Raw genomic sequence first — 20,267 nt, 5'->3', positions numbered from 1 at the left:
AGGAGGATGAAACATGGCAGACCAGAAGATCGAAAGATTAGCAAACCAGATTTATCAATACGTAGGCGGAACAGGGAATGTCGGCAACGTAATCAATTGTATGACGCGAGTGCGTTTAGACATCAAAGATTACGATAGAGTCGATATTGATGGACTGAAAAAAGTAGACGGTGTTTTAGGTGTAGTGGAAGAAGAAACTTTGCAAGTCGTTTTAGGACCAGGAGTTGTTACAAAGGTAGCGAATCAAATGTCCCAAATGAAAAAAGGTCGTCCAGCAGAAGTGGACACTTCGGCAGCATCAAACGAATCGGGAAGACAAACGGCAGAAAAAACTGCTGCAGCGAATAAAGCTGAACAAAAGAAACGAAATAATACCCCATTTAAACGCGTATTGAAATCAATCGCAAACATTTTTGTTCCATTGATTCCTGCTTTTGTCGGTGCTGGGATCATCGGCGGGATCGCTTCTGTATTGGGGAATATGATCACAGCTGGAACCATCGATGCAGCAGCATGGGATAACATTGTTGTAGTATTGAAGATCATTCAAGGCGGGCTATTCACTTACTTGAATATTTATATCGGGATCAATGCAGCCAAAGTTTTTGGCGCAACAGAAGGTTTAGGTGGAATCGTCGGCGGTATTATTTATTTATCAGCAATGAATCCAGAAGCTCCGCTGCCAAATATCTTTACTGGTGAAGCTTTGGCAGCTGGACAAGGCGGAGTGATCGGTGTTGTTTTAGCTGTTTGGATCTTAGCACTTGTAGAAAAAAGTTTGCGCAAGGTGGTGCCAGATTCACTTGATGTGATCGTAACCCCTACCATTGCTTTACTAGTTGTTGGACTGATCACGATCTTCCTGATCATGCCGATCGCTGGTTTGGTTTCAACTTCTCTTGTAGGCGCGATTACTTGGGTATTAAATGTCGGCGGCGCCTTTGCAGGTTTTGTCTTGGGCGCATTGTTCCTACCAATGGTCATGTTCGGCTTACACCAAGTATTGACACCGATCCACATCGAAATGATCGCTTCTCAAGGACATACGCTTTTATTGCCGATCCTAGCGATGGCTGGCGCTGGCCAAGTGGGTGCAGCTTTTGCCATTTGGATGAAGTGTAAACAAAATAAACCATTGACGAATATGATCAAAGGATCATTGCCGGTTGGTATTTTAGGAATTGGCGAACCGCTGATTTATGCTGTTACTTTGCCATTAGGACGTCCATTTGTCACGGCTTGTATCGGCGGCGGTGTCGGCGGTGCAGTGATTGGCGCAATTGGCGGTATCGGTGCGACAGCAATCGGACCAAGTGGTGTTGCACTTATTCCGCTGATTGATAACGGCATGTGGTGGGGCTATGTAGTTGGCTTGCTAGCAGCTTACGTCGGCGGTTTTGTGGCGACCTTCTTCTTTGGTGTACCGAAAGAAGCAATGGAACCGGAAGAAATGCCTACAACCACAGTCGATGGCGAAACCGTGATCGATTATTGATAAAAATAGAAAACTTTTTAGCCAATCAAAGCTGCAGGCTAAAAAATATTCTATGAAATAATGTCAAAAAAGACTAGGAACGAAAAAGAAGTAAAGACATCAAGCAAAAAGAAAGAGCAGCGGCTATAAGAGTCCTGCTCTTTCTTAGCTTAGAAAGGAAAAGCTATGTCAGAAAACATTTTGTTGCGGATCAAAGAAAAGTTACCAAGTCTTCCGCAATCAGAAAAGAAAATCGCAGCAGTGATCTTAATGGATCCAGCAGCGGTGATCAATTTGAATGCGTCTCAATTAGCTGAAAAAGCACATTCTAGTTCGGCAGCAGTGATTCGGTTATGTCGATCACTAGGGATCAAAGGATTTGTGGATTTGAGATTGCAACTTTCTGCAGATTCGCAAAATATTCAAGAAAACGTGTATACCGACATTCAGCCTGGCGAAGATCTGGAACAGATCAAGAAAAAATTGCTGATCAATACCGGTCATGTCTTTAGCGAAACCAACCAAGTGTTGGATGCGGAAAGTGTGAAAAAAGCAGTAAACATTCTTCATCATAGCTCTGTCATTTACGCTTATGGATTAGGTGCTTCATATATTGTTGCTCAAGATTTTCAGCAAAAATTTTCAAGGATCGGTAAAGTCGTGATTTGCTCTCAAGATCAGCATTTTTTAGCAACTTCTTTAGTGGTAGCGGATAAAGATGCCGTTTTTATCGGCTTTTCAAATAGCGGCGAAAAAAAGGAAGTCATAGCACTATTGCAAATTGCGAAAAACACAGGTTTAAAAACCATTTCTTTAACTCAACCGACATCGAATACATTAGCTCAAGAAAGTGATATTGCCTTGAAAACAGCTCTTTCCAGAGAGGCGGCGTTAAGAAGCGGGGCAACGATCTCATTATTGATGCAGATGTATGCTTTAGACATTTTGTTCTTCGCTTATGCTGCTCATGATTATGAAGCGTCATTGAAAAATATTGAAATTTCTAAAGCGGCCATTCAAGATCTTTACCTGGAAAATGAAGAAAAGAAGTAATTTTGAAGGGCATTTGTTTGAAGGTTATTTCACTTTTTTTTATACTAAAGTCGGAGTTAAACTTTAGAGAAAAAAGGAGAGAGAACCATGGATCATCAGTTGAAAGAAATTGCTCAAAAGGCTTTTGAGTGTCAGCAAGTTTGTAACGAATGTTTCGATGCATGTTTGAAAGAGGAAGACGTTAAGATGATGGTTGATTGTATTCGTTTAGATCGTGAATGTGCAGATATTTGTGCGTTGGTTGCAACATTTGCCAGCCGTGAAAGTTCAGTTAAGCATGACTTGATTCAACTGTGCGCAACCATTTGCCAAGCTTGCGGAAAAGAATGCGAAAAGCATGAAGCAGAACATTGCCAAAGATGTGCTAAAGCTTGTAAAGAATGTGCTGAACTATGTCGATCTTATACAGCTTAACTACTGCTAACACAAAGAAAGCAGCGAAGAGACTGAGGGCAGCTCTCGGTCTCTTCTTTTTTTTTTCACTAAAAAGAAAAAGCACGATGAAAGGTCCTGCTGATGTAATCAAAAGCAAGCTCAAACAAAGTAAAGTGCCTTTCTACTAAAGAAAAAAACAAAGGCAGGTGAGCACTTGAAAGAAGTTCAAAGACAAGCAACGCTATGGAAGGGATTGCCGCCAAAGCGTTTTAAAAAGTATGAAAAGTGGATCAATCGAATCAAACCTGGCATCTGTGGCACGTATGTGAGCGCAGTCCTGTTGCATGATGCTTTTTTACATTCCTACCGCGTTTCTTTGGATCAACAAAAGTTGTTAAAAGGTCTAAAGCCTATGATCGAGGACCGCTTTGTTTATCGCGGTACTTTTGTGTGGGATCTATGGCTAGGGTTATCCTATGCGTCGAAAGACATAGCAGAGATCAAAGTGAAGATGAATTTACTTCCTGAACTCACAGTCGTCCGCTTGTTAGACAGTCCCGATCCTAAACCCATTGCTGTTGGAACGACTAAGCTGTTAGGAAGCAAATATAAAAATCATTGGTTAGTTGTTTATGCTTACCGATACAACAAAGAAGGAAAACTAGAATTTAAAGCATATGACAATCATGGCAGATATCAAGCAATCGTTCCTGCTTCGAAAACCATCGGATGTGTCTGGTTAGAGTACACTCAATAAGAGTAGTTGCCATATACATCTATTCATCAGATGGGAAACAATACAAATATGTAATATACAACTATATGAATGGAATAAAAAAGAGCTGATCATTCAGCCCTTTTTTTTCGATATCCGTTTATTGTTCCTACTGTACAGCAATCTTTAAAATAGGTTTCAATACTAAAACTGCTGATGCTTCTACTGGTTATCAGTTTTTAGCAAAACCTAGAGAAGTTATTTTACAACAGAAATGAATTCCTCTTGACGAATTTCATTTAAACGTTTTTTAACCATTGCCATGATCACTTCAGCATCTTCTGGATTTTCTAAATCATAATGATCGATGTCGATGACTAAAGTCGGACTTTTATCATAAGTCGCAAACCAATTATCATATTGGCTATGAAGATGAGTATAGTACTCTAAAAGGCCTTCGTTTTGGTCGATCTGTTCAAATGAACGTCCCCGTTTTTTTATGCGACTCAATACAGTTTCCAATGAGCCTCTTAAATAGATCAATAAGTCAGGAGATTTTTTCGGCATATTGTCCAATTCTTCCATCATGTTGTCCAGCAAATCTAAGTAAGTGTCCATTTCGGCGTCACTCATATTGCCTTCTTCATAATTGATTCGTGTGAATAAAGCATCTTCATAGATTGAGCGGTCTAAAACATTGTTTTTATGTCTAAAGGCGGCTTTGATGCTTCTGAAACGCGTATTTAAAAAGTAAATTTGTAAAGAAAATGCCCAACGTTTGGGGTCTTCATAAAATTTCTCTAAAATTCGGTTATCGTCTACACTTTCATAAAAAGCTTCAGATTCTAATGTATTTGCGATCAATTCAGTATAGGTGCTTTTTCCTGAACCGATCATTCCTGCTAAAACAATCACTGCATCTTGTTCCCCTTTCATATGTAACAATCGTCCTCCAATCAAGATCGTTAACTATCGCACAATAAAGCTCGCAGCTTCTTAAATGCATGGTTTAGTATAGCACATTTTTTTAGAAATTTTGGAAAAGAACTGAGAATAATTTTCAGTTTCGTTGACTAAAGCGACACCAAATGCAAGGCGACAATAGATAGGGGATTTGTTACCATTTTTTGACAAAACATAAAAGACCAGAAAGAACGAATTGGACTCTTCCTGGTCTAGTTAAAAATAAAAAAGCTGAATGTTTTTTAGTGTTGAGTAAGAGTATGTTTAGACTCTAGAAAAAAGTTGTTCTTGTGTTTTAGGTCCACACTTTCCATCGACTATCAGTCCCTGATCTTTTTGATACTGTTGAATGGCTTTAGTCGTTTGTTTTCCGAACTTTTTGTCTGGCACTCCAACAGTTTGATAACCCTTCCCAATGAGCATCGCTTGGACAGCATAGACATCCCAGCCTTCTGTACCTTGCTTGAGTACGCGTGAAGCTGCAGCGGTTTTTTTATCCCAAATACCATCTGGATATACTTTTACAGCGCGTTGAAAAAGTTGTAACACGGCTTTTTTTGTTTTGGGACCAAAACGGCCATCTGGCGAAACACCCACCGTGTATTGAATTTGAATGATCCATTCTTTTACTTCATCTGTTTGATCGGATGGTTGAAGGTATAGTTTTTGCCCAACATAGATCACTTCAGATGGTAAAGCGTTGATCTTTTTCAGTTCAGTAACTGTTAGATGATACCGCTTAGCGATTCCCCATAACGTATCGCCTTTCACTACTTTATGGGTTAGGGCAGTTGAAGGGATAATCGGTTTATTTTTCTTTTCGATGTCTTTGCGAAATTGAGCGATCGAGACGCCAAACTGTTTCAAGTAGCTGTCGGGATCAGAATGATTGGTGCCTCCAATATGCTGCGAGATCCAATGGTGTGTTTTGATGCCAGCATCCTGAACTGTACTTCCTGCATTCAAGGTCAATGGCAGTCCAGCTTCTTTAGCTAAATCTTGTAGCAGCTGAACATAAGCAGCATAATCCAATTTAAATTGTCTTTCCTGATTGGTACGAGCCAGTTCAACTTGGGCAAATGCATAAGGATTGGCTTTGCTGCCAGCGCCATATTGGATCTTTCCTGTTTTTGCTAATTGAATGACTCTTCCGCCGCCTCCAACCCAATGGCTAGTAAAAGCACCTCCTTGTTTTGCTTGCTGAGTCATATATCGTACTTCTTTCTCTAATGCGTCAGTTCCGGTATTTTTCGAATTCCCCGACTCATGAGCGATAATAAATACACCTTTTTTCAAAGATTTTTGCGGAATATTCAGTAACTGTTTTTCAATTGTATAGGTCATCATAACATCTCCTTTATTATGATTTCATTTGAATTTCGGAATAGAAGGGCAGTAATTTATGTCTTATTTTTTTGCGACGTTCATAAATCGTTTTGCGGCTAACGCCATATTTTTTTGCTGCTTCAAGGGTGGATAAGCCTTCAAAGACCAAGTCAAGCAATAGTTGCTGCTCAACAGAAGTAAGGCAACCTAACATGTTTTGAAAAAGTTCATTTTCTTCAAAGAAAAAGAGATCTGTCGAAGAATAGCCATTCAAAAAAACGGGTTCTTCAGGCATAAAACATTCTCTTTCTTTTCGTTTTTGCGCTTTGCGCATATTGTCCATAAAGTGCCAATAAATCTTTTGATAAGCAAAACTGACGAAGCTGATGTGTAATCTGTTTGACTGCTCAATCGGATAAGGGTAGCATTCATACGCTTCTACTAACTTGAGATAACCTTGTTGAATAAAATCATCAAAATCGGGGTGAGCAGAAGAAAGATGGATTTTTTTACAAACTCCAAATACTATACCGCCGAATTGTTCGAAAAAAGCATCTTCTTCTGTAGGAAGTAATCTTCTTGTCACTGAGCTTTTTTTCATCATTTATTTTCCTTTGATTGTTGTTACAAGGCCTTGTACGCGATAAGCATAACGGATTGAACACCATAGATACAAAGGGATGATTGTCTTGGTAAAGAGTGGAGCGGAGCACTTTATTGCTTGATTTGATAAAAGCATTCTTGCCATGAACAAATAACCTTTTTTATAGGCTGGGTTTTTAATGAAAAATGAATAAAAAAATTGCCATTTTCTTATTTTTTTTAACGGAAATTGCAAAAAAAAGCATACTGATCAAAAAAGCGTTCAAGTAGCAGATTTCTCCTAAAGGCTAGAGCTGATCAAAATCGTGATCTTTTTATTTAGATAACCCTTATTTAAAAAGTATAAATAAAATCAAAAATGTTTTTCTTCTTATAGATAAAGAGGAGGATGACGGCTATTATTCCGTGGAATGTAAGTCTTTTCTTTTGCTTTCCTCAAATTATTTTTGATATGCTAAAGACAATTCAAAACCACTCTTTTCTTAAAATGATGAGACTTTATTAAGAAAAGAAAGTAGGAAAAAAATGGAGAGTGAATAGAATGCAAAGACGAGTGGAAGGAACCTATTTAACCCCTGAAGAAGTAATGCATGCTATCGAAAGACTGCTGCAAGAAGGCTATGTGGGCGAAGAAATCGTTGTGATCACCGATGATCAATCAGATTACCAATCTTTAGAAGACTTGACTTTGGTTGAAGTGGACGCCGTTGACCCGGATGCAGGCAAGTCGCTATGGGAAAAAACAAAAGAAACATTGAGTTTCGGCAACTACCATTCAGATGAAGCGTCTTCTCCGCTTGAAGAATATGGAGTAGATGGCGAGATGTCTGAACAATTTACAACAGCTCTTGAAAATGGTGAAATCGTTCTGCTTGTAGATAGCAATGCACCGGCTCACTTGGATAGTTTATCTACAGTTAATGAAGAAGTGTTAAATCACTCAGAAAAAGAAGAACCAGCAGAAACACCTACAAAAGAATCATTCGATGTAGTCACAGGTGATGAGGGCTACTTTGATCCATCGCAAGCTCAATCTTCAAGAGAAGATAAAGTTAGCAAAGGGGAAATCGATACGCATAAAGAAAGCAACGAAACGGATCAACTTCATGGTGCGATAGAGACCAATGATGGTGTAAAAGGCGATGTCCCTGAACATTCAGCATCTGTTCAAAAAAACGATGCTCAGAGTGATCAACAGTCAAATCAAAAAGACCCGGTCGAAGAAGCTAATCAATCAGATCAAAAAGATGTACAGTCTCACGAAGACGCATCCTCGTTGAAAGAAACGCCAGAATTGACAGGTGATGAGGATACAGTCAAAAAAGAACCAACTGGACATGCTTATCCAGACAACATCAATACAGGAGTAGTAGGCGGGTCAGATAAAAACCTTCCCAAAAAGTCTCCTGTAGAAGACGGCAAGCCAAATGAAGATGCGACTACTGATACAGCTCCGCCAGAAAGCGATGCATACTACAGTGACACTTATAAAGCTGCCGGCGGTAAGTCGATTGAAGACGACGAAAATAAATAACTTCTGTCCCCTTTTTAAGGTGCTTGTCGAAGGCTGAAAAGTCCTTAGGCAAGTGCCTTTTTCTATCTAACAGTACAATGGGAATGAATGGAAACGTTGTTGTACACAATAGGTTCTTCCTCTTTTAACGTTGGTAAATAAATTCCCTACAGTCGATGTGCTACTGGAATTTCTAGAGATAGGATTCTAACGAGTCTAGCATTAAAAAAATTGTTTTTTTACAGACCAACGTTAAATATTGTAGAACCACACAATAAAGGTTAAGGAAGGGCGGCAAAAACCAGACTTGTAGACGTTGATTTGGTCATTATTTTCTACAAATAAGGCGTCTTCTTTGTATCTCAAAGCCTTATTTGATAAGGTAAAAGTGGAAAAAGAGTAGACACAAAATAAAGAAAGGAAGATCGGTATGAGCAAGGAATTAGAATCACAAAAGCCAAAAAAAGATTATTTAATGAGTGATGAAAGCACAGATATTCCTCATGGTGAACAGACAGAAGATCCTCATTATAAACCAGCTGGTAAGCTCAAAGGAAAAAAAGCTATTGTGACGGGCGGAGATAGCGGAATCGGTAAAGCTGTCGCAATCGACTTTGCCAAAGAAGGAGCAGATGTTGCGATCGTTCATTTAGAAAATGATGAAGATGCACAGCGCACAAAAGACCGTTTGGAAGAAATCGGTGTACAAGCACTTGTATTTAAAGGTGATGTTGGTGATGAAGCCTTTGTTCAGCAAGTTGTCCAAGATTTGGTAAATGAATGGGGAACGATCGATGTTTTAGTCAATCATGTGGGAGAACAACATGTGCTTGAAAAAATTGAAGATATTCCTTCTGAACAGATCCACCGAACATTCCAGACAAATGTTTTCAGCATGTACTACTTCTTGAAAGCTGCGTTTCCACACTTGTCAGAAGGGGCTGCTATCATCAACACCTCTTCGATCACAGCATATAAAGGAAATCCGCTGTTCCTAGATTATTCTGCTTCAAATGGGGCTGTTGTTAGCTTTACACGTTCGCTTTCACAGCATCCGCAAATCATTGAAAAGAAAATCCGTGTCAACAGCGTAGCACCAGGACCAATTTGGACACCAATGATCCCTGCCACTTTTTCAGAAGAACAGCTTAAATCTTGGGGCAAGAGCGGTGCATTAGGAAGACCTGGAAAAGCATACGAACTGGCCGGAGCTTATGTTTACTTGGCAAGTTCAGATTCCAGTTATGTCACCGGACAGACGATCCATGTCAACGGGGGCGAGATCATCAACGGTTAGATTGAAAAAGACAAATAGGAAGGGATGCAGGTGCAAATGGAAAAAGTCATAGAAGGTTCTTATGCTACAGCAGACGAAGCCATTCGTGCTGTTGAAAGACTTGTAGACAGCGGTCGTTATCTTTCTGCGGATATCACAATCATTACAAGTAATGACAATCGCATGAAAATACTTGAACAGACAGCAGTGCAAGTAGACAAGGTCACTCCTGGAGCTGAAAAATCAGGGTGGGAAAAATTTAAAGACCTATTTACTTCTGATGAAGATGAAACAACCCTTGAACATTATGGCATTGAAAAACAGAAAGCTGAAAAATATGATCCAGAAATCAGAGAGGGGCATTATGTCATCATCTTGACTAAAAGCGGTCAAACACCGCGGTCAGACACAGAAACGTCAGCATACACTTCTGAAAAAGAAGCAAACGATGAAATGGATCAAACACCTGTTTCTGCCAATGATGGTGACAGCCGTTTGAATAACGCAGAAGTTGAACCGGTATACCATGATCAGAGTCGTTCAACTACGGACACTGATCTTAGCCGAGGTGAATATTCTGCTGATAAAGAAGCTGAAGAACAAGCTGATGACGGAGCTAAAACAACCTACACGACTAGAGACCCTCATGAAGCTTCCGACTACGAAAAAGATCAAAATAGCCGTTTAGCTGCGGGGCAAGAAACAACTGCTTATCATACTGAATATGCCAATCCAGATGCTAATGTAGGCAATGAAGATTTGTCTAACGATGACCAAAGAGAAGAACAAACCGTCACAGATCAAGGTCTCGATCGAAATACACCATTTGGCGATCGAAGAGATGATACAAGAGACATCGTAACGCCGCCGAGCGGATATTTAAATGAATTAAATCAGGCTAATCTAAGAGCAGATGATCTCCCTGGTGAGGGAACGACTCCTCTTGATGAAGAGATGCCTAGACATGGTTATGTGGATGAAAAAGACCAATCAATTCCGGCAGATCCAGAACTAAGAGCTGATTTTCCAGATAAGCCATTTGATAAAAAAGAAAATGAATAAGGTTTAGATCAGATAAGAAAAGGCGCACAAAGATTGTCTTGATTGAAAAGACAGTTTTGTGCGTTTTTTGCTGCAATGACGCTTGCTGCTCGAAAGTGAAGTGGTTCTTCGCATCTTTTTTCATAGCTATCAGTAGCCCTATACGTCTCCTGAAAATTCTAGCAATAGGATCATAAGGGATCTAGCATTAAAAAAAGGATTTTTTAATGACAACGTTACATATTGCAGAACCTAGAAGTTAAGGTGTGCTTAATAAAGGTGCGCTGCACGTTCTTTTTAAAACAACAGTAGCCAGTTGTCTCTTTAAAAGAAGCAAAAGATAAGTTAAAATAGAGGGGAACAAGATTTCCCTTTTAGAGTTTTGGCTAAAAGGCAATCAAAATGAGTAGACGTAAAATGATGGAAGATGAGTCATGAAGAAAGGAGCATACGATTTGGAAGCAAAACCAGAATCAAGTCAGCAGTCTGTACCGAAAATAACCAAAATCGAAACTCAAAAGCGTAAAGGACGTTATAATGTTTACTTGGATGGAGAGTATGCATTTCCAGTAGGCGAAGGCGTTTTGATTCGTCATGCTTTATATAAAGGAATGGAAATTTCAAAAGAGTTGCAGCAGCAGTTGGAGACAGAAGATGTGTACAGCAAAGCTTACAGCCGGGCTCTTGATTATTTGAGCCATCAATTACGATCTGAAAAAGAGATACGTGACGACTTGCGGAAGCATGAATTTCCTTTCGAAGCAGTTGAAAAAGTTTTGGCTCAATTAAAAGAAATGAATTACGTTGATGACTTGATGTATGCAGAAAGCTACACAAGAACAGCGGCTAATTTGAGCGGAAAAGGACCTTACGCCATTCGTCAAGAGTTAAAAAAACGGGGTGTAAAAGAAACGGATATTGAGCAGGCCCTTCTGGAGTATCCGATCGAGCAGCGGATAGAAAATGGGATTCAGCTAGCTGAAAAAGCCATTCGGCGTGCTAAAAATCAATCCTCTCGAGAAACAGAAAATAAAGTACGCCAACATTTAGCTCAAAAAGGTTTTAATGGAGATGAAATCACGGAAGTCATGCATCAACTTGCGATCGAAAAAGATGAAGATGAAGAATATGAAGCATTAAAAATCCAAGGTGAAAAAATCTGGCGTAAACAAGCCAAGTTAGTTGGACGAGCAAAAATACAGAAAGTCAAAAGTGCCTTATATCAAAAAGGCTTTCCTGGAGACTTGATCAACCGATTTATAAATGATAAAGAAATGGATGAAGAAGTTTGACAAACAAAGATAAAAAAATGGAAGTCCTAGAACTTTTCGGAGTTGAAATGTGGCCGCAAGAAAAAATCGAAGCGTTTAGAGCTGCGCTTTTAAGTTGGTATGATATCGAAAAAAGAGATCTGCCATGGCGAGAGAATCATGATCCTTATCGCATATGGGTATCAGAAATCATGTTGCAACAGACACGCGTTGAAACAGTGATCCCTTATTTCTTACGTTTTATGGAACTTTTTCCAACAATAGCAGATTTAGCAGCCGCTGATGAAGATATGCTGTTAAAAGCATGGGAAGGTTTGGGTTATTATTCTCGTGTGCGCAATCTGCAAAAAGCCGCTATTCAAATAATGGAGGATTACGGTGGCGAAATGCCCAAAGATCCTGCTGAAATCAGAACGTTAAAAGGAATCGGGCCTTATACAGCAGGCGCGATTGCTAGTATGGCCTTTCAGCTGCCTGAACCAGCTGTTGATGGCAACATTATGCGTATTTTGAGTCGACTGTTTGAAATTGATGCAGATATTGCTAAACCTGGAAATCGTAAAGTATTTGAAGCTGTACTGCGAGAGATCATCGACCCTTATCGGCCCGGTGACTTCAATCAAGCTTTGATGGATTTAGGTTCTAGCATTTGTACGCCTAAAAATTATCATCCTGAAAATAGTCCAGTAAAAGCTTTTAATCAATCATATATAAATGAAACATGGGAAAAATATCCTGTGAAAAGCAAAAAAAAGAAAGCTCAGCCGGTTTTTTATGCTGGAGTACTGTTGCGTAATGAAAAAGGCGAGTTTCTTTTAGAAAAGCGCCCTGAAAAAGGCTTGTTAGCCAATATGTGGACTTTCCCATTGATAGAACGTCCAGATTTTGAGCAGCAATTATTTTCAAATGGCAAGCTGAAGGGTACCGTTCCTGCTGCTATAACAGACAATATTGTATCTGAACTAGACAAAAAATTAACAGCAAATTACCATATTTCTCTTGTTTTAATGAAACGGCCACTTGCTGAAGCAACGCATATTTTTACTCATTTGAAATGGACGATAGCCGTTTATTTTGGGCGCGTTGAAAAAGAAAATAGCAGTGAACTCCCAGCTTCTTGTAAATGGGTAGCGCCAGAAGACTTTCAACACTACGTTTTCCCAGGTCCGCAAATCAAAATGTGGGAGGCTTACCAGAAGAAATTTAAACACAAATCCAGCAGCTTTTGAATAAAGACATGATCTCTCCATTTAAGGTGACTGTTGTGTTCAGTTTCGCTTTTTAACTTTCTTATGCTATAATAATGAATGATATGAGTGTTTTTAATGCTCTGATTGTTTTGCCATATTCTAGTTAGAATATAGAAAAGAAAGTTGGGTTAACGATGTCGCATCCAAAAGAAGGAGAATACATCACAATCCAAAGTTATAAGCATGATGGTAGCCTGCATCGTACATGGCGGGATACAATGGTTCTAAAGACAAGCAATCAATCGTTGATTGGTTGTAATGATCATACTCTAGTAACGGAATCGGACGGCAGAAGATGGGTAACAAGAGAGCCAGCCTTAGTTTACTTTCATAAGAAGTACTGGTTCAATGTGATTGCCATGATTCGCGATAATGGGGTATCGTACTACTGTAACCTTGGTTCACCAGCATTGATTGATGAAGAAGGGTTAAAGTACATTGATTATGATTTAGACATCAAAGTATTTCCAGATGGTGAAAAACGGCTGTTAGATGTTGATGAGTACGAAGACCATAGTAAAAAATGGGATTATCCGGATGATATCGATCATATCTTGAAAGAAAATGTCAAAATATTAGTGGACTGGATCAATCATGAGAAAGGTCCTTTTTCACAAGCCTATGTCGACATTTGGTATAAGAGATATCGTCAGTTGTCTCATAAGTAATGGCCTTTTGCTGGATGTGATGGTAACCGCTCGAAGAAATCGGTTCTTCAGCAAATAGTGTCGATCAAGAACAGCAAGTGCAAAAGCCTTGCCGCTAAAATCGACATCAAAAAATAAAACTGATCATTAGATAGCATCAGTTTCGCAAAAACAGCTCTAAATCAAAAAAGTGATTTAAGAGCTGTTTTTCTATGCTATAATAACAAGGAGAATTAAAAAAGGAGTGATCATATTGTCAAAAAAAAGTGGAATTGGCGTTATTTTTCTTCTGCTGTTGTCTCTAGGCGTTATTTTTTTAGGCTATCGTCATGCAGCTAACCAAAAAGAAGAAATGATGGCGCAAGCAAATGGTGCGCAACAAGATAAAAAAGAAGAAACAGCCAAAGAAAAGAACCTCAATACGGATGCTTTTGAAGAAAAACGCGATCAATTATCGATCGTCGATTACATAACTTACCTGCAACAACAGAAAGATGAAACAACGATCAGTTTTTATGGACAGTTAGCAGACGAAGAGAAATGGCCAGAAGAGGTCAAAGATTTTCTAGAAGAGCAAACTGGAAAAGAAGTAAACGCTAATCGATTGACAAAAGAAAAAACTGATACTTACCAATTAGCAGTGTCAGAGGATGATAAAGACCTAACAGAAACAAAGACCGATGTTGTCTTTTACCTATTACCATCAATCGGTGATAAGAAAAGAGATATCAGTTTAGATGATTCATCTTCTTATATCGAACGCAGTATCAAAAAAATCCAAAAAGCCTTGCCGGAATCGCTTATTGTTGCAGTAACGCCTCATCCAGACAGCAGTGAACTGGGTAACCGAAACTCCAGAACATTAGACTACACTGCATATATGGAACGCGGAATAAAAGCAGCTGAAGAGATGGAACTGCCAATATTTGACTTGCATAAAGATTTTCAAGAACAGCTAGACGATGACAAAACAGAACTTGGAAATTACTTAACGAGTGATGGCGATATTTTGAATAGCAAAGGAACAGCATTACAAGTACAGCTGTTTCAAGCATTTTTATCAGAACCCATTGATACCACAAGCGGCATTTAAACAAGATAAAGCAGGAGTTGGAAGTTCCAGCTCCTGCTTTATCTTGTCCAGAAAGATGTTGTAAACCATCTTTCTTTTATTGTTCCATGTTTTTAATATTGTCTATTTCTTGATCTTTAGACCAGTCGTATTTGCGGTAACTAGAAACAACTCGGTTTAAAAGAATCAGATTTTCTTCATAAACTAAAATGTCAGACATGATATGAATAACAGAGTTGCTGTCTCCATAATCATCTTGCAGATAAGCATCGAGTCTTGCTTCATTAAAAAAAGTTGTCATGAATTCTTTGCGCAAATCTGCTTTATAAGCTATAAAATTTACATCTTCAGGATTCACACGTCCATTAAATTTTAAAATGATCTGCTCATGAGCTGTCAGCAATACTTCTACGCGTTCACGGATCAATATACGCAAGTCGTCAGAAAAATGATTGAAGACATTTTCTGAAGCTTGCAAGGTAGAAGCTAAACGATAAGCCATCTTGGTGGTTTGGATCAGTTGGCGGTAAATCACCAGACGCCGTGATCGAATCACTTTATCTTTTTGCTTTAAAAAAGGAGTGCCTTCTTCTTTCATAAAAGTAAAATAATTTTCAACCCGTACGATTTCAGAGTGAATCCAGTTCAAGTCTTTTTTCAAGAGATCGAACTGAGTATTTTTCCGTACACTTGCACGCAGCCATTTCATGATCTCTGAAGTAACAAAGTCAAGCAAATGATACAATTTCTCTTCATACTTAGGCGGGAACACGAGTTGATTCACCAGAAAAGCGATAATGACCCCAATAAAAGTAGCTGTTACGCGAAGAATGGCAGCAGGTATAAAAGCATCTGCGTCAGCAAACATAATGACGATAGTAGTAACTACGGCATTACCGATAACAGAATCTAATTTCAGCTGATGCAAAATCGCGATTAAAATGGTACAAGCAAATCCTACAACAAAAAAATGATTGCCGAGCAATAAAGTAAAAACAGTCGCCACGATACCACCGATCGTATTCCCGATGATTCTATTCTTCATTTGGATATAACTGCGTTTAGTAGAAGGCTGTAAAGCCATGATGGCTGAAATACCAGCAAGGACACTGCCATCTGGTATGTGTAGCAATGGTGGTATGATCAAAGCTAGCGCGATTGCGATTCCTGATTTTATCGTTCGAGCACCAATTTTCATCTAAATATGTCCCTTCAAGTTTTATCTTCTGTTCATGTACATTTATTATAAAACGGCAAGAGGATTATAGCAAAAGATATCTGCAAATAAGCCGTCTAAGAAATCCTCCAGCACCACATATTGTTTGCTTTTTTCGGAAAAATGCTCGTTTGGTATTTGATTTAGCTGAGTGTATTCTATGATGCAACCACTTCACGAGTGTTCAAAATAGCAATTAGCGAAAATTATGATTAGAATGGCTTTAGGAGCAGAAACTACAAGACTGGATGGACTTTATCAAGACGTACCAAGCAATGACATGACTAAAAGCATCATTTGAATCCGCAAAAAATAGTGATGAATCAATAAAGAAAAAAGTCTACCTGCTCCACACATTCTAGAGCATCATTTTAAAATGATGAAGCAAGCAGAAAACTTTACTTTGCTTTGCTTATAAAAAGGGAGGAAATAGGATGGATTATCGGGTATCGGGTGAACAGATGAAAGCAATCGATCGCTATACGATTCAGAAAATTGGGATTCCTTCTTTAGTGCTGATGGAACGTGCAGCATTGAGTGTGGCTCAAGTGGTAGAAGAATGTTTGGGAAAAGATCAAGGGAAAGTCGCCATCATTTGCGGAACAGGCAACAACGGAGCAGATGGCGTCGCAGCAGGGAGAATTTTACACTTGCATCACCTTGATGTAACCATCTATTATGTTGGAAGTTTATCTAAGGCAACTGATGAGATGAAACAACAGCTGCGTATTGGGAAAAAAATCGGTTTGAATATCCAATTTAATGCCAAGCCAGATCTTACAGCTTATCCAATTGTGGTAGATGCTTTAATAGGCGTAGGTTTGTCAAAAGAAGTAAAAGATCCTTATTTACAATGGATCTCAGCTATCGATTCCGAAAAACATGAAATTATCGCTGTTGATGTCCCTTCTGGATTGTCCGCAACATCCGGAGAAGTTCTCGGAAAAGCAGTGAAAGCTGATTATACCGTTACCTTTGGATTGATGAAAATGGGGCTAGAAAAAGGAGACGCCAAACAATATACAGGAAAAGTCAAAGTGATGGACATTGGCTATCCTGATTTTGTGGTCGATCAAGTGATTCAAAGTAAGATGTAAAAATAAAAGCTTAAACACTTTAAAAAAAAGCTTTATTAAAAAAGAGAGAAAAAAGGCAACTATTTGCGTTGGTATCCATACCTTCTTTAAAATAATTTTTTTTGATTTTTATTAAAGAAAACGCTTGCTTTTACTCTCTTTTTTTATTATCCTACTTTATAGAAACGTTTCTATAAAACGGTTACATGAAAAACATTATTTTTTTGCCTTTTATAGAAACGTTTCGATTACACTATTAGGAGGGTTTTCGATGAGAAAGTGGAATAAGAAAGCTTTAGTAGGAACAGTGGGATTGTTGACAGCTGGGTTTTTAGCTGCATGCGGTAGCGGAAATTCAAGTGAAGAAGCCAATTCTGATACAGGTTCCAACTCTAGCAAGGAAGTTTCTTTCTGGTTCATGGGAGATGGAAATGAGCAAGTTCAACCTATTTTAGATTCATTTACAGAAGAAACAGGGATTAAAGTGAATGTCCAAAGTATTCCTTGGTCGGCTGCACATGACCGCCTGTTAACAGCTGTTGCGTCCGGTGAAGGACCTGATGTAGTCCAAATGGGAACAACTTGGATGTCTGAGTTTTCTGACGCAGGCGCTTTAATGGACATTACCGATTATATCAATTCAGAAGATGAATTGAATCGGGACAACTTCTTTGAAGGAAATGTCGGCACCAATGAATTTGATGGAAAATACTACGGTGTTCCTTGGTATACAGAAACGCGTGCTCTTTATTATCGTTCCGATCTATTAGAAGATATTGGTTATTCAGAAGCACCTAAAACTTGGGATGAGTTGAAAGATGCAGCCTTGAAACTGTCTAAACGCGGAGACAATATGTACGGGTTTAATGTAGACGGCTCGGATCAAACGTTTGGGTTTATGTTTGCACGCCAAAATGGTTCCAAACTGCTTGATAAAGAAGGAAATCCGCTTTTCAATCAAAAACCTTTTGTAGAATCAGCTGAATACTTAAATAGTATGATCCAAAATGGGTCTGCACCTGCTCAAGATCTAGGAATCGATATCTCTCAATCATTTGGCGGAGAAGGGATCGTCCCAATGTTTATTAGTGGTCCATGGATGATAACGGCAATTAATGAAAATGCTTCTGATATTGATGGAAAATGGGCAACAGCTGTTTTACCTGCTGGTCCTGAAAATAATCTTTCTAATACAGGAGGTGCTAACTTATCCGTATGGAATGGTACAGATAATACGAAAAATGCAATTGAACTCATTAAATTTATGTCAAAACCTGAAAACCAGCTGACTTTCCTTGATACTTCCAGTTCGCTCCCAGCAGTTAAAAGTGCATGGGAAGACGAAAAGTTGCAAGGTGATAAAATTGCACCATTTGGTGAACAATTAGAAAGCTCTGAACATATGCCGCTTATGCCAAAATGGGAAGAAGTAGCACAGAAATATCTAGATTATTGGGAACAAATCACTGTAGGAGGAGCAGACATTCAAGATACGCTAGATGCTTTCAACAAAGATGCCGCATCTATTTTGAAAAAATAACGCTTCTTAGATGTTAGTGAAAGACAGAAAAGTGAACAAAGGTTTTGGGTTCATTTTTCTGTCTTTTTAGTTTTGGAAGATATTAGGAAGGATGAATAACATGAAAAGTAAAAAAGCTCCTTATTTTTTTATTGCGCCGGCTTTGATTCTACTGTTCTTTTTTTCTATATTACCCATTTTTATTGCTCTTATCATTAGTTTTACAGACATGAGCTTAGCGGGCCTAGCAGATTACTCACGGATTAACTTTATGGGGGTCGAAAACTACACGAATATATTAAGCGACCCATCATTTCGGCAGTCCATTTTGAATACCATTTATTATGTGATCATCGGTGTGCCATTAGTTGTTGCACTTTCAATGGGAATTGCTATTTTGATCAATATGGGGAAAGGGAAATTCTTTTCTTTCATGCGTTTGATTTTCTATTCTCCTTCAATCACTAACATCGTAGCCATTGCAATTGTCTGGTCTTTTCTCTTTAATCCAAGTGACAGTATCGGATTATTTAACCGATTGCTTCATACTATCGGCTTAGGGCCGATTGCTTGGCTGCAAGACCCAAGAATAGCTAAGCTATCTTTGATCATTTTGGCTGTCTGGCGTGGCATAGGAATCAATATGCTGATTTTTTCAGCTGCTTTAACGAATATACCAAAAACAATGTATGAAGCCGCAGAATTAGACGGTGCGACTCAACTGCAGCAAATTCGTTATATTACCATACCGCAATTGAAATTTTCTACATTCTTTGTGATCGTTACGACGCTGATCGGATGGCTACAATTTTTCGAAGAACCTTTTGTTATGACAGAAGGCGGACCATTGAACAGCACGTTGAGTGTATCTCTATTTATTTACCGAAATGGATTTCAGTTGAATAATTTTGGCTATGCTGCTGCTGGTTCACTCATTCTCTTTGTTGTCATCATCATTGCTACACTATTTCAAATGAAGATCCAACGAAAAGAAGAAGAAAATACAATTTAATGAAAGAAAGGAGAAAGAAAAATGGTATCTATTAATCGTAAAACAAAAATTATTATTGGCATCATCTTAGGGATCTGGGGCGCATTTACGATTATTCCGTTTATCTGGATGATTCTATCTGCTTTTAAAACTAATCCTGAGATTGTGGCCATCCAGCCTAAAATTCTGCCAAATGAATGGACATTGGATAATTTTAGAGAACTATTCCAACGATTGAACTTCGGCGTCTATTTGAAAAATACTATTATCATTACCTTAATGAGTTTCGTTGGACTACTCATAAACGCTGCAGCAGGTTTTGGTTTTGCTCACTATGATTTTAAAGGGAAAAATGTGCTGTTTATTTTAGTATTAGCGACCATGATGATTCCAGGTCAAGTGACCATGATTCCAGTTTACTTAATGTTGAATGCTGTAGGGCTGACAAATACATACCTTGGCATCGTATTGCCTGGTTTAACAGGTGCTTTCGGTATCTTCCTCTTTCGACAATTTTTTTCGAATATCAGTGAAGAATTTTTTGAAGCTGCTCGTCTTGATGGAGCTGGGGAATTCTACATCTTTTTCCGTGTTGCACTTCCACTGTCGAGACCTATTTTGGCCGTTCAGGGAATTTTGGCTTTTATCGGGGGATGGAACTCATTTTTATGGCCTTTGATTATTGCCAACGATCAAAAATTCTACACACTCTCTGTAGGACTGCAGTTATTGCAAGGGCAACATGGAGCCAATTATGCCTTGCAAATGGCAGGGGCTGCCTTTATGGTCGTTCCGATTCTCATTATCTTTTTGATTTTCCAAAAATACATTTTAAGCGGCTTTAATATTTCAGGCGGAAAGTAAGAATTAAGCTTAGTAAGCAATA

At 38.8% G+C, this 20,267-nt stretch carries 19 protein-coding genes; 15 read left to right on the top strand and 4 right to left on the bottom strand.

The genetic code is table 11. The features are described from left to right. The first annotated feature begins 13 nt into the window (after positions 1-13). From BM057_RS01015 to BM057_RS01000, 4 genes are all read left to right on the top strand, one after another. On the top strand, positions 14-1,495 hold the full coding sequence (locus BM057_RS01015) for a PTS transporter subunit EIIC (protein ID WP_092090816.1): 1,482 nt from the start codon (positions 14-16) through the stop codon (positions 1,493-1,495). Between the two features lie 165 nt (positions 1,496-1,660). After that, the gene (locus tag BM057_RS01010) at positions 1,661-2,527 is read left to right on the top strand and encodes a MurR/RpiR family transcriptional regulator (RefSeq protein WP_092090815.1); all 867 of its coding nucleotides are present in this window, start codon (positions 1,661-1,663) and stop codon (positions 2,525-2,527) included. Between the two features lie 87 nt (positions 2,528-2,614). Continuing rightward, positions 2,615-2,941, top strand: a complete 327-nt coding sequence (locus BM057_RS01005) for a four-helix bundle copper-binding protein (protein WP_047391413.1) — start codon at positions 2,615-2,617, stop codon at positions 2,939-2,941. 175 nt (positions 2,942-3,116) lie between these two features. Continuing rightward, positions 3,117-3,659 (top strand): dihydrolipoamide dehydrogenase, encoded by a 543-nt coding sequence (locus BM057_RS01000; RefSeq protein WP_092090814.1) that lies wholly within the window; start codon positions 3,117-3,119, stop codon positions 3,657-3,659. A gap of 216 nt (positions 3,660-3,875) precedes the next feature. Here BM057_RS01000 and BM057_RS00995 read toward each other — a convergent pair whose 3' ends face one another. From BM057_RS00995 to BM057_RS00985, 3 genes are all read right to left on the bottom strand, one after another. After that, positions 3,876-4,553: a deoxynucleoside kinase gene (locus BM057_RS00995; protein WP_092090813.1), complete on the bottom strand. Its 678-nt coding sequence runs from the start codon at positions 4,551-4,553 to the stop codon at positions 3,876-3,878. A gap of 291 nt (positions 4,554-4,844) precedes the next feature. Continuing rightward, entirely contained in the window at positions 4,845-5,924 is a 1,080-nt protein-coding gene (locus BM057_RS00990) for a peptidoglycan-binding protein (protein WP_092090812.1), read from the bottom strand. Positions 5,925-5,940: 16 nt separating this feature from the next. Beyond that, complete coding sequence (locus tag BM057_RS00985; protein WP_177186140.1) at positions 5,941-6,507, bottom strand: sigma-70 family RNA polymerase sigma factor; 567 nt, start codon at positions 6,505-6,507, stop codon at positions 5,941-5,943. A gap of 534 nt (positions 6,508-7,041) precedes the next feature. Here BM057_RS00985 and BM057_RS00980 point away from each other — a divergent pair. The 7 genes from BM057_RS00980 to BM057_RS00950 all read left to right on the top strand — a co-directional run bounded on the left by BM057_RS00980 (position 7,042) and on the right by BM057_RS00950 (position 14,600). Beyond that, positions 7,042-8,043, top strand: coding sequence for a general stress protein (locus BM057_RS00980; protein ID WP_425439005.1), 1,002 nt, complete (start codon positions 7,042-7,044; stop codon positions 8,041-8,043). A 409-nt stretch (positions 8,044-8,452) separates the two neighbouring features. After that, entirely contained in the window at positions 8,453-9,319 is an 867-nt protein-coding gene (locus tag BM057_RS00975) for an SDR family oxidoreductase (RefSeq protein ID WP_092090809.1), read from the top strand. A 36-nt stretch (positions 9,320-9,355) separates the two neighbouring features. After that, positions 9,356-10,360, top strand: a complete 1,005-nt coding sequence (locus BM057_RS00970; RefSeq protein ID WP_177186139.1) for a general stress protein — start codon at positions 9,356-9,358, stop codon at positions 10,358-10,360. 413 nt (positions 10,361-10,773) lie between these two features. Continuing rightward, entirely contained in the window at positions 10,774-11,631 is an 858-nt protein-coding gene (gene recX, locus BM057_RS00965) for a recombination regulator RecX (RefSeq protein ID WP_052181838.1), read from the top strand. Positions 11,632-11,648: 17 nt separating this feature from the next. Then, the gene (gene mutY / locus BM057_RS00960; protein ID WP_092091003.1) at positions 11,649-12,839 is read left to right on the top strand and encodes an A/G-specific adenine glycosylase; all 1,191 of its coding nucleotides are present in this window, start codon (positions 11,649-11,651) and stop codon (positions 12,837-12,839) included. Positions 12,840-12,994: 155 nt separating this feature from the next. Continuing rightward, entirely contained in the window at positions 12,995-13,528 is a 534-nt protein-coding gene (gene ntdP, locus BM057_RS00955) for a nucleoside tri-diphosphate phosphatase (RefSeq protein ID WP_047391681.1), read from the top strand. Positions 13,529-13,760: 232 nt separating this feature from the next. Next, complete coding sequence (locus BM057_RS00950; RefSeq protein ID WP_092090807.1) at positions 13,761-14,600, top strand: SGNH/GDSL hydrolase family protein; 840 nt, start codon at positions 13,761-13,763, stop codon at positions 14,598-14,600. Between the two features lie 76 nt (positions 14,601-14,676). Here BM057_RS00950 and BM057_RS00945 read toward each other — a convergent pair whose 3' ends face one another. Then, on the bottom strand, positions 14,677-15,777 hold the full coding sequence (locus tag BM057_RS00945) for an FUSC family protein (protein ID WP_092090806.1): 1,101 nt from the start codon (positions 15,775-15,777) through the stop codon (positions 14,677-14,679). Between the two features lie 452 nt (positions 15,778-16,229). Between BM057_RS00945 and BM057_RS00940 the strand changes: the two genes are divergently transcribed. The 4 genes from BM057_RS00940 (at position 16,230) to BM057_RS00925 (ending at position 20,245) form a co-directional block, all read left to right on the top strand. Next, positions 16,230-16,892 (top strand): NAD(P)H-hydrate epimerase, encoded by a 663-nt coding sequence (locus BM057_RS00940; protein WP_092090805.1) that lies wholly within the window; start codon positions 16,230-16,232, stop codon positions 16,890-16,892. 250 nt (positions 16,893-17,142) lie between these two features. Further along, on the top strand, positions 17,143-18,411 hold the full coding sequence (locus BM057_RS00935; protein ID WP_092090804.1) for a sugar ABC transporter substrate-binding protein: 1,269 nt from the start codon (positions 17,143-17,145) through the stop codon (positions 18,409-18,411). A 100-nt stretch (positions 18,412-18,511) separates the two neighbouring features. After that, a complete protein-coding gene (locus BM057_RS00930; protein WP_092090803.1) occupies positions 18,512-19,402 on the top strand; it encodes a carbohydrate ABC transporter permease in 891 nt (296 codons plus the stop codon). 21 nt (positions 19,403-19,423) lie between these two features. Continuing rightward, positions 19,424-20,245, top strand: a complete 822-nt coding sequence (locus BM057_RS00925; RefSeq protein ID WP_092090802.1) for a carbohydrate ABC transporter permease — start codon at positions 19,424-19,426, stop codon at positions 20,243-20,245. Positions 20,246-20,267 lie beyond the last annotated feature (22 nt).

The organism is Pisciglobus halotolerans, from assembly GCF_900113675.1.
In the GTDB taxonomy this organism is placed as follows: domain Bacteria; phylum Bacillota; class Bacilli; order Lactobacillales; family Carnobacteriaceae; genus Pisciglobus; species Pisciglobus halotolerans.
Note: the sequence above shows the minus strand (reverse complement) of the source record. Positions and strands in the feature narration are given on the sequence as shown.